The organism is Amycolatopsis speibonae (assembly GCF_042647925.1).
Lineage (GTDB): Bacteria > Actinomycetota > Actinomycetes > Mycobacteriales > Pseudonocardiaceae > Amycolatopsis > Amycolatopsis speibonae.
In genome coordinates this window covers 205,855-216,338 of the sequence record NZ_JBHRWK010000038.1, presented here as the reverse complement: position 1 = coordinate 216,338, position 10,484 = coordinate 205,855, and the positions used below count along the sequence as shown (strand labels likewise).

The 10,484-nt window shown below is 67.5% G+C and carries 8 protein-coding genes; 4 read left to right on the top strand and 4 right to left on the bottom strand.

The features are described from left to right. Positions 1–367: 367 nt before the first annotated feature. The 4 genes from ACFOSH_RS25100 to ACFOSH_RS25085 all read right to left on the bottom strand — a co-directional run bounded on the left by ACFOSH_RS25100 (position 368) and on the right by ACFOSH_RS25085 (position 5,699). The gene (locus ACFOSH_RS25100; protein WP_378241494.1) at positions 368–559 is read right to left on the bottom strand and encodes a LacI family DNA-binding transcriptional regulator; all 192 of its coding nucleotides are present in this window, start codon (positions 557–559) and stop codon (positions 368–370) included. Continuing rightward, on the bottom strand, positions 556–1,320 hold the full coding sequence (locus ACFOSH_RS25095) for a sugar phosphate isomerase/epimerase family protein (RefSeq protein ID WP_378241493.1): 765 nt from the start codon (positions 1,318–1,320) through the stop codon (positions 556–558). Before ACFOSH_RS25095 ends, ACFOSH_RS25100 begins: the two co-directional genes overlap by 4 nt. A gap of 1,132 nt (positions 1,321–2,452) precedes the next feature. Beyond that, positions 2,453–3,394 carry a glycoside hydrolase family 6 protein gene (locus ACFOSH_RS25090; protein ID WP_378241492.1) on the bottom strand — a complete coding sequence of 314 codons (942 nt, stop codon included), beginning with the start codon at positions 3,392–3,394 and terminating at the stop codon, positions 2,453–2,455. A gap of 94 nt (positions 3,395–3,488) precedes the next feature. Beyond that, positions 3,489–5,699 (bottom strand): glycoside hydrolase family 9 protein, encoded by a 2,211-nt coding sequence (locus ACFOSH_RS25085; RefSeq protein WP_378241491.1) that lies wholly within the window; start codon positions 5,697–5,699, stop codon positions 3,489–3,491. A gap of 303 nt (positions 5,700–6,002) precedes the next feature. Here ACFOSH_RS25085 and ACFOSH_RS25080 point away from each other — a divergent pair, with 303 nt between their 5' ends. From ACFOSH_RS25080 to ACFOSH_RS25065, 4 genes are all read left to right on the top strand, one after another. After that, a complete protein-coding gene (locus ACFOSH_RS25080) occupies positions 6,003–7,289 on the top strand; it encodes an ABC transporter substrate-binding protein (protein ID WP_378241490.1) in 1,287 nt (428 codons plus the stop codon). 166 nt (positions 7,290–7,455) lie between these two features. Then, positions 7,456–8,337 carry a carbohydrate ABC transporter permease gene (locus ACFOSH_RS25075; protein WP_378241504.1) on the top strand — a complete coding sequence of 294 codons (882 nt, stop codon included), beginning with the start codon at positions 7,456–7,458 and terminating at the stop codon, positions 8,335–8,337. Next, positions 8,338–9,159: a carbohydrate ABC transporter permease gene (locus ACFOSH_RS25070; RefSeq protein WP_378241489.1), complete on the top strand. Its 822-nt coding sequence runs from the start codon at positions 8,338–8,340 to the stop codon at positions 9,157–9,159. Continuing rightward, a complete protein-coding gene (locus ACFOSH_RS25065; RefSeq protein WP_378241488.1) occupies positions 9,156–10,478 on the top strand; it encodes a GH1 family beta-glucosidase in 1,323 nt (440 codons plus the stop codon). Before ACFOSH_RS25070 ends, ACFOSH_RS25065 begins: the two co-directional genes overlap by 4 nt. Positions 10,479–10,484 lie beyond the last annotated feature (6 nt).

Below are 10,484 nucleotides of genomic sequence, written 5' to 3'. Positions count from 1 at the left end.
GCGGCACGCCATGGTCGCGGTCATCGCGTCGATGACTTCACGGCGTTGTGTCAGGTCCGTGCCGAAGGAGACCCACCCTGCGATTCCGCACATCGCTACCTCCCACGTCGCTGGGGCGACCCTCGCAACAGGCGCGGCCGATCGTCAATCCGCCCGCCGTCGACCTGCCCGAACCTCCGCCTCGCCGAAAAGATCGGGCATCCGTGGCCACCGCGAATGACGGTGGCCACGAACCCATCAGGCGCCCCACCCACCTCCTCCGCCGCTGACGGATCGAAGGACGTCACCGGGATGCAGCTCGGCGGCGACGTTGCTCCGCATCTTGAGCTGCACCTCGTCGCAGGTGCCGGGGCGGACCAGCAGATAACTAAGAGATGCGATAGGGGTGCCGCACCATGCGCCCGGCCACCCGTCTGCTGTGGCCAGCAGCCGGCGCACGCAGCGCGGGCCGCACGTGCTGCCGGGCACCCCCGTTGAGTACCCGGGACGCGGTCGCGCGGGATACTCCACCGGCCTTCGCGACATCGTCAAGCGTCACGACGATCGGGTGGGTCCTCATCGGCCGCTCTTCGCGGGCGCGTATCGGCCGACCCAGGCTGCGGCCGCACGCAAAGGCGCTTCGACCGGTGCGATCCCCGGGTACCAAGCCTTCTCCCACTCCAGCGAAACCCAGCCGGACCAGGAGCGCAGCAGCTCACCGCATTGAGTGAGCGGAACCGCGCCGTCTCCCGGCGGCACCGGGGTCGGATCTTGGCAGCTCCGGATGTCCTTGACCTGAAAGTAGCCGAGGTAGTCACCGAGCGCCTGCCGCGTGAGAGCGGGTTGCTCGCCGGCCCGCCACGGGTGCACCGCATCCCACAACACCGCCACCAGTTCCGGCGCGGAGAACCGGGCAGCCAGGCCCACAGCCGCGGCACCGGTGGGATGCGAGTCGTGGGTTTCGATCAGCAGCCGCACGCCGCTTGAGCGCAACTCGTCCACGACCGGGGTGATCCGCCGATCCGCGTTCTCGTCCCCGCCTGGGAAGACGCGGACGGCCGGTGCTCCGACACGCTGTGCCAGCTCGATCAGCGCCTTCAACTCGTCGATCACGGGCTGGTCCCGCCCCGGCGCGCAGACCTTCGCGTAGCCCGCGAGACAGGCCACCGCAAGGCCTTCCTCCGCCAGCTGCGACCGGATCCGGTCGACGTCGCCGCCGGGGAGCCCGAGGTGGAGCTCCTCACCGGGGTGCACCCGCAACTCCAGGCCATCGCACCCGTGCGCCTGCGCAGTACGGGCAGCCTCACGTACAGGCACTCCGGGCAGGCCCAGCGTGCTCATCGCGAACCGCCACCCCACCGACGACTTCCGCTCGCTTGACACAGCTGATATTTGTAAGCGCTTACAGTCTTTCTGTCAAGCTTGCCTTGGCAGCCTAGGCGACCGAATTCGGCCGATGAGGCCTTCCGCCTGCCGAAGGATCCGTAGCCGTTGCCTGCCACCCCGCCGGCTTCAGAGCGGCACACGCTGGTCGCGACCAGTTCCTGTAAGCGCTGACAGACCCAGACAACACCGGGTGTTCGCAAGATCGTGTCGACGAGCTCACCTCGGTCCGGACGGCAGACCCGCACCCTGGGGAACATCGATGGATGTCGATGGCCACATTCCTCCCCGAACATCGTGTGCACCGAGCCGGATGCCCGGTCGCAGCCGATTGACTGCCGCACTGGCGATGCGAGCACACCTCCTGCGACGCATCACCATCCTCAAAGGAGCTGAATTCATGCTCGTGCCAAGCAGAGTGATCGGCGCCGACCTGCGCAACGAGGTCCGTCGCGACACCTGGGACGACCCGAACTGGGGCTGGTACGACGCAGGGCGTAACCAACGATCCGCGCTGTCAGGACTTCACCCCCGACCAGCTCGCCAAGGTGGTCGACGACGAGGCGCTGTTCGTCACCACAGCCGGACAGCACTCCACCGCGCCGGTGTGAACGACCCCGGCGACTGGCGCGTGGCCGACTGGCACAAGCTGATCGACGCCCCCGCGCTGACCGGCCCGGTGCCGGTCACGCCACGCTGGAGCATGCTCGATCTGGACCACGCCGACGACACCGTGTCCGCCCGGATGCTCGCGTTGCCCGACTGGGACGCCGGTACCCGCAAGGCTATCTCGCGGTCGGCTACAGCGTGCGCAGCAACGCCATGTCCGCGCTGCTCCGCGCACGAACGAGCACGCCGCTGCCTGCCACAGGCCATGTCGTCTGGTTCGACCGCGGCGACAACCGCCCAGTCAGAGCCGGCTCAACCGGCAGCGACTGGGCCATCGGCCACTACAAGGCCAATGCGCGGACACCGAATACGTGGCAGAAGTCGCCTACACCTGGAAATCGAACCAGGGCGGCGTCCCTGACGCACTGCTCTGCCGCCCGGGGCGTGGGACGCCGCGAGCCCGGCGCCCCACGCCCGACGGTCAGGTGCCGTCGATCAGCCGGACGGCCAGATCCGGGCTGAAGGTCCCGGCGGGCACGGTCGGTGCGATCCCGCACTTTCCATCGGACACACCTGGCGTCTTGACCCACAGGAGCAGCTCGGCGCCGCCGCCGGTCTGGGCGGTGACACCGAGTTTGCGACCGGCGGGATTGCACCATTCACCGTTGGAACCGTTGCCGTTGCGACTGGTGTCGACGACGAACTTCGCGCCGCCGCCCAGCGATGAGTTGACAGAGTTGGCGTAGCCGACCGAAGAGCTGGTGGTGTAGAAGTTGGACACGTTGACCGAGAACCCGCGAACGTTGCCCACGCCGGCGGCGCTCAGCCTGCTCGCCATGATCGGCGCATCGACCCAGTTGGTATGACCACCGTCCAGGTAGGCGTAGGTGTTGGGCGCCTTCTGCTGGAACATCTGCGTCGCGTAGACGAGCATGGTGTTCCGGTCGGCAATCTGCGCGTCGGTCATGCAGTCGAAGTCGCCGAGCGCGTCCGGCTCGATGATCACGACGGCCGGATGGGTGCCGACGCCGGCGGCGAAACCGGAGATCCACGTCTTGTAAGCGCTGACGCTTCCGGCGCCCCCGGCGGACTCGCCGCCGCACGCGTCACGGCCGGGCAGGTTGTACGCCACCAGCACCGGGAGCAGGTCGTGGCTGTCGGCGGCACCGGCGTAGTCAGCGACGGTGCTGCCTATGTCGCCGTCGTTGCCGAACCAGCGAGCGATCGGATTCGTCGCGATCGAAGCGTTGATCTTCGCGGCCCGGGAGTCACCCGGATTGGCCGCGACCCACTGAGCGGGCGCCGAATTCGGGTTGACGTAGAACCCGCTCGTCAGATCGAGAGGGCTTGCGGCGCTTGCGGGCACTGCGGTTCCGAGGAGCAGAAGTGCGAGCAACGCGATGAGGCGGGCTTTCCACCACACTGTGGATCTCCTTTTCTCTAGGGGCGGGCTGCCGTAGCCCAGGGTTCGGCGCCGCCGCACCCCACGCGGGGGCGGCGGTGCCACGGCGGGTGGGTCAGCTACCGGCGGCGAAGGCCGTGATCCAGGCGAGCGACGAGTTCCAGTTGATCGCCGTCTCGTTGGTGGAGTAGGAGAAGATGTCGTCGATGTAGCACTTCGCCGGCTCGCAGCCGGGCAAGTTCTGCTGGGCCACCGGATCCTGCAGCGCGCTGTTCGGGCCGCCTGCCAGCGAGCCGGGCGGCGGGCTCGGTAGCTTCTGGTCGAGCTGGTGCGCCCAGATCCGGCTGTGCTCGTTGGTGCTGGCCCGCTCGCCGTAGCCGGTGACGAACGACTGGTTCAGCGCATTGCGGCCGAGCAGGTAGTCCATCGACTCGAGGACGGCGTCCCGGTAGTCCCGCCGGTGCGTGAGGTCGTATGCGGTCGCGATCACCAGTGCATTGTTGGTGGTGGCGCTGGTCGAGCCCCACGGATAGCTACCGTCGGCGGATTCGAACGGGTTCGGATAGCCCTGGTTCCGCACGTTGCGAACGTACTGGTCGGCAACGGCCAGGACCCGCTGCCGCGCGGCGAGCACCCGGGCGAGCGGGAAACGCCACGGCAGCCGCGTGATGGTGAGATCCGTCAGCGCGCCGGTGTCCTTCCAGGAGAACCCGTCCGCGGTGATCCGGGCGGTGATCGACTTCAGGTAGCCCTGGTCCCCGGTGGTCGCGTAGAGCTCCGCCCCGGCCCATGAGAACTCGTCGGTGACGTTCGTGTCGTCGTAGGGGCCTCCGCCGACGCTGTCCTCGCGCGGTGCATACATCGCTGGGTGGGCGAGCGCTGCCTGCCACGCCGTCTTGGCCGCCGCCAGGCACTTCGCGGAGAAGGCGCGGTCCCAGAGCTGCCAGACGCGGGCGCACTGGGCGGCCGCGGCGGCCAGGTTGAGCGTCGCCGCGGTGGACGGCGGGTGGAGGTAGCGCGGCTGCGCGTCGGCGTCGGGCCGGGTCGGCAGCGCGGTCCAAGCGAGGTCGTGGACCTTGTGGTGCGCCATGCCTGCCAGCGGCTGTCCGGCCGGGACCTGCATCTTCAGCAGGAACTCCATCTCCCAGCGCGATTCGTCGAGCACGTCGGGAACGTGGTTGCCCGCCTCCGGGATCTTCAGCAGGCCGTCGCCGAGGCCGGCCCAGCCGCCGGTGTAGAGCGACCGCTCGTAGGTGTCCATGAGCTGCCAAGCGGCCAGCGCGCCGTTGACGACGTACTTGCCCTGGTCGCCCGCGTCGTACCAGCCACCGCTGACGTCGAGGGAATAGTCGCAGGTCCCGGGCAGGCAGGGTACGGAGGTGTCGCCCTTGTTGGGTGCGACGCCGAGGTGACCGGCGGGCCTGGCGTAGGCGTCACCCACGTAGGCGGTCTCGATCGGGGTACCGCTGCGCTGGAGGTAGAAGTACTCCAGCGCGTCCCGGCGCAGGCCGTCGTAGGGGTTGCGCAGGACGTCGAACGGTTCGCTGACCGCGGAGCCGACGGCGACGGTATACCCGGTGCCCTCGGTGCGGAAATCGGTGAAGTCGGCGATATGCACGTGGTCACCCGAAGCGGCGTCGTCACCCTGCACCCGGGTCAGACCCGTCGTGACCACGGCACCGGCGCCGTTGCGCAGCTGCCACTGCACCGGTGTGGCCGAAGGGTCCACTATGGACGCCTGTTTCGGCCCGGACCCTGCGTATCCGAGCTGGTTGACCCGCACCGGTGAGCCGAAGTCGCGGCCGCCACCGGGCGGGATCACCCCGCCGGTGAGCGAGACGTCGTCGACACAGAATGTGAAGCTCTTCCCGGTGGCGCCCAGATGGAAGCCCACTTGGCCGCGCAACGTGGACAAGCTCGAGGTGCCGGTGAACACGAACGTCTTCGGGGTGCTCGTGACCGCGGCGCCCTTGACGAACATCGACGTGTTCGGCGCGACCGCAAGGCCGAGCCCGGCGCGAATCGTGACGTCCGCGGTCGCCGTCGCGGTGAACCGCAGCGTGTAGGGCTGGCCCGCCTCCAAGGGGATGTCGTTCTCGCCGATCATCGAGTCCCACGTGTTGACCGTCCCGGCGGGCTCGTCGGCGCACAGCCTGCCGGCGTCCACACGCGACGGTGTGTTGCCGCTGACCCACCATGGGGCCTTTCCACCGTCGAAGGTGCCGTTGAGCACGCGCTCGTAGGCCTCGGCGTGCGCGACGGGCGCGAACGACACGAGGAGCAGCGGGGGCATACAGGCTATGAGCAGCCTGGTTCTGAAAGACATACCGGATCTCCTGGGGATCGAAGGAGGTTCGGCAGGCCACAGCGTCAGTGCGGAATGTTCTCTCCGAACGGCGGGTGTGTCAACCGTCTCATCGAGAGCCACCCCCTTGACGGATGTCTCTTCCCAACGACGTGTCTCCCGGGTTACGCTCCTGTAAGCGCTCACAGAATCTTCCAGTTTTAGCGAAGCGCAACACCGGCACAGCCGCAGCGTCGCAGCAGGTGAACGATGTTTCGCAAAGTCGTGAAGAGGGTCTCCCGGCCTGTTAGCGGTTCCGGAGATGGCCCGTAAGTGGAGGTTTTCATGCCTGCTCTACTGAGGCGGACAGTGCTGGCCACCGCAGTGGCCTGCACGCTGGCCGCAGCCACCGCGTGCGGTGGCACAACTGCTTCGGAAAGCGGTTCCGGCCCGTTCACCCTGGTGGTGAAGACATTCGGCCAGTTCGGCTATGACGGCTTGTACAAGGAGTACGAGGCCGCCCACCCCGGTGTCACCATCAAGGAGGAGAACATCGGCAAACTGGGCGACTACACGCCCAAGCTGCAGCAGTGGATGGCCGCGGGCTCCGGCGCGGGCGACGTCGTCGCGCTCGAAGAGGGCATCATCAGCCAATACATCGCCAAGCCGGACAAGTTCGTCAATCTCCTCGACCACGGCGCGGGTCCGCTCGAGCAGGACTTCCTGTCGTGGAAGTGGAAACAGGCACTTACCGCGGACGGCAAATCGCTGATCGGGCTCGGCACCGACATCGGCGCCCAGGGCGTGTGTTATCGCACGGACCTGTTCGCGAAGGCCGGCCTGCCCACCGATCGCGACCAGGTGAGCGCCCTCTGGCCGACCTGGGATGCTTATCTCGCCACAGGAAAGCGCTTTCTTTCCGGCGGCACCGGAGCTCACTTCTACGACTCCTCTGGCGGGATGTACCAGAACATCCTGATGCAGCAGAGCGACCACACATACTACGACACCGCGAACAACCTCGTCATCGACAGCAATCCCGCAGTGAAGGCCGCATTCGACAAGACCGTCGAGATGATCCGGGCCGGGCTGTCGGCGAACGTCGACCAGTACAGTCCGCCGTGGAACGCCGGGTTCAAGAACGGCACGTTCGCCACCATCGCATGCCCGTCGTGGATGCTCGCCACCATCCAGAAGCAGGCCGGCCCCGAGAACGCCGGGAAGTGGGACGTGGCACGAGTTCCCGGCGACGGCGCAGTGCGCGGCGGGTCGTTCCTCGCCGTCCCGAAGCAGGGCAAGCACCAGGACGCCTCCGCCGACCTGGTGAAGTTCCTGACCAGCGCCAAGGGACAGATCGGCGCGTTCAAAGCGAAGGGCAACTTCCCGTCCGCGCCTCAGGCCATCGACGATCCCGCGGTCCAGGGGTTCGCCAACGCCTACTTCGGCAACGCTCCGGTAGGGAAGATCTTCGGCTCCAGCGCGAAGGCGATCAAGCCCGTCTACCTCGGCCCGGCCAACGTAGCGATCGGCGACCGGGTCACCAACGCGCTGCTGGCAGTCGAACAAGGCAAGCTCCAGCCCGACGAAGCCTGGGCCAAGGCCGTCGACGAAGCCAAGCGCCTGGTCAAGTAGCCAGCCGGGCGGGGCGCGCCGCGCCCCCTGACGCGCGTCCCGCCCGGCCTCCACAAAGGACGTCACAGTGGTCATCCATCAACGCCCCCGCCAGGCCGAATCACCTCCTCGCCCCTCTGCACCGGGCCGCGGGCGTACATCCGGCCCGGCCGAACGCGACAGCACGCTGTCCCGGTGGGACATCAAGGCCTCGCCATACCTGTTCATCGCACCGTTTTTCGTGATCTTCGCCGTATTCGGGCTGTTCCCGCTGCTCTACACGGCGTGGGTCTCGCTGCACAAGTGGGACCTGGGCGGGGACGGCGGCTTCGTCGGCCTCGGCAACTACGCCACTCTCTTCGACGACCCGGACTTCTGGAACTCCGTGGTCAATACCCTCGGCATGCTGGTGCTGTCCACGGTCCCGCAGCTGCTGTTCGCGCTGGTCCTGGCCGCGTTGCTGAACCAGAAGCTGCGCGGGCGTCTCCTGCTGCGGATGGGTGTGCTGCTGCCGATCGTCACCTCGGTCGCCGCGGTCGGCATCGTCTTCAGCCAGATCTTCGACCGTGACGCGGGCATGGCCAACGGCCTGCTTCACCTCTTCGGCGTGGCGCCGATCGACTGGCGCGCAGACAAATGGTCATCCTGGGTCGCCATCTCGTCCATGGTCGACTGGCGCTGGACAGGGTACAACTCGCTGATCTACCTGGCCGCGATGCAGTCGATCCCGCGCGAGCTCTATGAAGCGGCCACTGTGGACGGTGCGTCGAAGGTCCGGCAGTTCTGGAGTATCACCGTGCCGATGATCCGGCCGGCGATCGTGTTCACCGTGATCGTCTCGACCATCGCCGGAATGCAGCTGTTCACCGAGCCCCTCATCTTCGGTCAGGGCACCTACGCCATCTCAGGCGGCTCGCTGCGCCAGTTCCAGACAGTGTCGATGTACATGTTCGAGAAGGCATTCCGCGACTACGACCTCGGCTACGGCTCCGCCGTCGCGTGGATGATCTTCCTGCTGATCACGATCCTCGCCGTGGTCAATTTCCTGATCACCCGGAGGTCGAAGTAGATGCGCAAGACCTCGCCCCTCACCTACCTCACTCTCGTGGTCGCGATCGCTCTCTCGGCGTTCCCGCTCTACTGGCTGTTCGTCGTCGCGACCCGCACGAACGACGTCGTCGGCGACTGGCCGCCGCCGCTGCTGCCCGGCGGCAACCTCTTCGACAACGTCAAGCGGCTGTTCTCGGCCGAGGACGCGAACTTCCTCAAGGGCATGGTCAACTCGGCCATCGCGTCGGTGGTCGTCACCGTCTCCGTGGTGTTCTTCAGCACGCTGGCCGGCTTCGCCTTCGCCAAGCTGCGCTTCCGCGGCCGCAACGGGCTGCTGCTGGTCATCCTGGCGACAATGATGATCCCGGTGCAGATGGGCATCATCCCGCTGTACATGATCATGGTGCAGCTTGGCTGGCAAGACCGGCTGCAGGCGGTCATCGTGCCGTTCCTCGTCTCGGCGTTCGGTGTTTTCCTGATGCGCCAGTACGCCGAACGCTCGGTCCCGGACGAGCTGATCGAAGCCGCCCGGATCGACGGCTGCACGACATTCCGGATCTACCGCACGGTCGTGCTGCCCGCCCTGCGCCCCGGAGCATCGGTGCTCGCCCTATTCACGTTCATGAGCACCTGGAACGAGTTCCTCTGGCCGATCGCGGTGCTGGAAGCCGACAACCCGACCGTGCAGTTCTCGCTGAGCCAGCTGTCCACCAGCTACTACACCGACTACACGCTGATGTTCGCCGGCGCGCTGGTCGCCTGCGTTCCGCTGCTGCTCGTCTTCCTGGCGTTCGGCAAGCAGATCATCGGCGGCATCATGGAAGGAGCGGTCAAGGCGTGAGCACGTTCAAACCCGGTTTCCTCTGGGGCGCTGCCACTTCGAGCTATCAGATCGAAGGTGCGGTCGCCGAGGACGGTCGCGGACCGTCCATCTGGGACACCTTCGCCGCGAGCCCGGGCGCCGTCGACAACGGGGACACCGGCGCCGTCGCCGCCGACCACTACCACCGCTACCGTGACGACGTCGCGCTCATGGCGGAACTGGGTCTCGGCGCCTATCGGTTCTCCATCGCCTGGCCGCGGATCCAGCCGGACGGGTCCGGTGCGGTCGAGCAGCGCGGCCTGGACTTCTACCGGAAGCTGGTCGACGCGCTGCTCGAACACGACATCCAGCCGTGGCCGACGCTCTACCACTGGGACCTGCCGCAGCCGCTCGAGGACACCGGCGGCTGGCCGTCGCGGGACACCGCAGAACGGTTCGCCGACTACGCGGCGATCGTGCACGACGCCCTCTCCGACCGCGTCGCCCACTGGACGACGCTCAACGAGCCGTGGTGCTCGGCGTTCCTCGGCTACGCCACCGGACGGCACGCCCCAGGCCGGCGCGAACCCGCGGCCGCCGTGCGCGCCGCCCACCACCTGCTGCTGGGACACGGCCTCGCCGCGGAAGCGATGTCGGACAGCACGGTCGGCATCTCCCTGAACCTGACCGACGTCTCCCCCGCTACCCGCGGCGAACCCGACCTCGACGCGGCACGGCGGATCGACGGCATGCAGAACCGGTTGTTCCTCGATCCGGTGCTGCTCGGCGAATACCCCGCCGACGTACGGGCAGATCTGGCCGGGGTCACGTCGTTCGACCACGTGCGGCCAGGGGACCTGAAGACCATCGCCGCACCGCTGGACTTCCTCGGGATCAACTACTACTCGCCCATGCTCGTCGCCGGAGCCGCAGCACCCACGCCGTCGGCGTATGTCGGGTCGGACCGGGTAGCCCAGGTCGACGGGGGCCGCCCCCGGACATCGATCGGCTGGGAGATCGACGAACGAGGTCTCCTGAACCTGCTGAGGCGGCTCAAACGGGACTATCCGGCGACAGCGCTGTACGTCACCGAAAACGGCGCGGCATTCGAGCCACCCGTGCACGACAAGGCGCGGATCGCCTACCTGGACGGCCACCTGCGCGCCTGCGCGGCCGCGATCGCGCAGGGCGTCCCGCTCAAGGGATACTTCGCGTGGTCGCTGCTGGACAACTTCGAATGGTCCTACGGCTACGCGCAAAGGTTCGGGCTCCTCCACGTCGACTACGAGACCCAGGAACGCACCCTGAAGGACAGCGCCCGCTGGTACGCCGGCGTCATCGCCCGAAAGGCACTGTGAGCGCTT

What these genes read in the sequence shown, in the direction of transcription:
- ACFOSH_RS25070 (WP_378241489.1), top strand. Translation starts at nt 8,338, where the DNA reads ATGCGCAAGACCTCGCCCCTCACCTACCTCACTCTCGTGGTCGCGATC.
- ACFOSH_RS25095 (WP_378241493.1), bottom strand. Translation starts at nt 1,320, where the DNA reads ATGAGCACGCTGGGCCTGCCCGGAGTGCCTGTACGTGAGGCTGCCCGT.
- ACFOSH_RS25100 (WP_378241494.1), bottom strand. Translation starts at nt 559, where the DNA reads ATGAGGACCCACCCGATCGTCGTGACGCTTGACGATGTCGCGAAGGCC.
- ACFOSH_RS25080 (WP_378241490.1), top strand. Translation starts at nt 6,003, where the DNA reads ATGCCTGCTCTACTGAGGCGGACAGTGCTGGCCACCGCAGTGGCCTGC.
- ACFOSH_RS25085 (WP_378241491.1), bottom strand. Translation starts at nt 5,699, where the DNA reads ATGTCTTTCAGAACCAGGCTGCTCATAGCCTGTATGCCCCCGCTGCTC.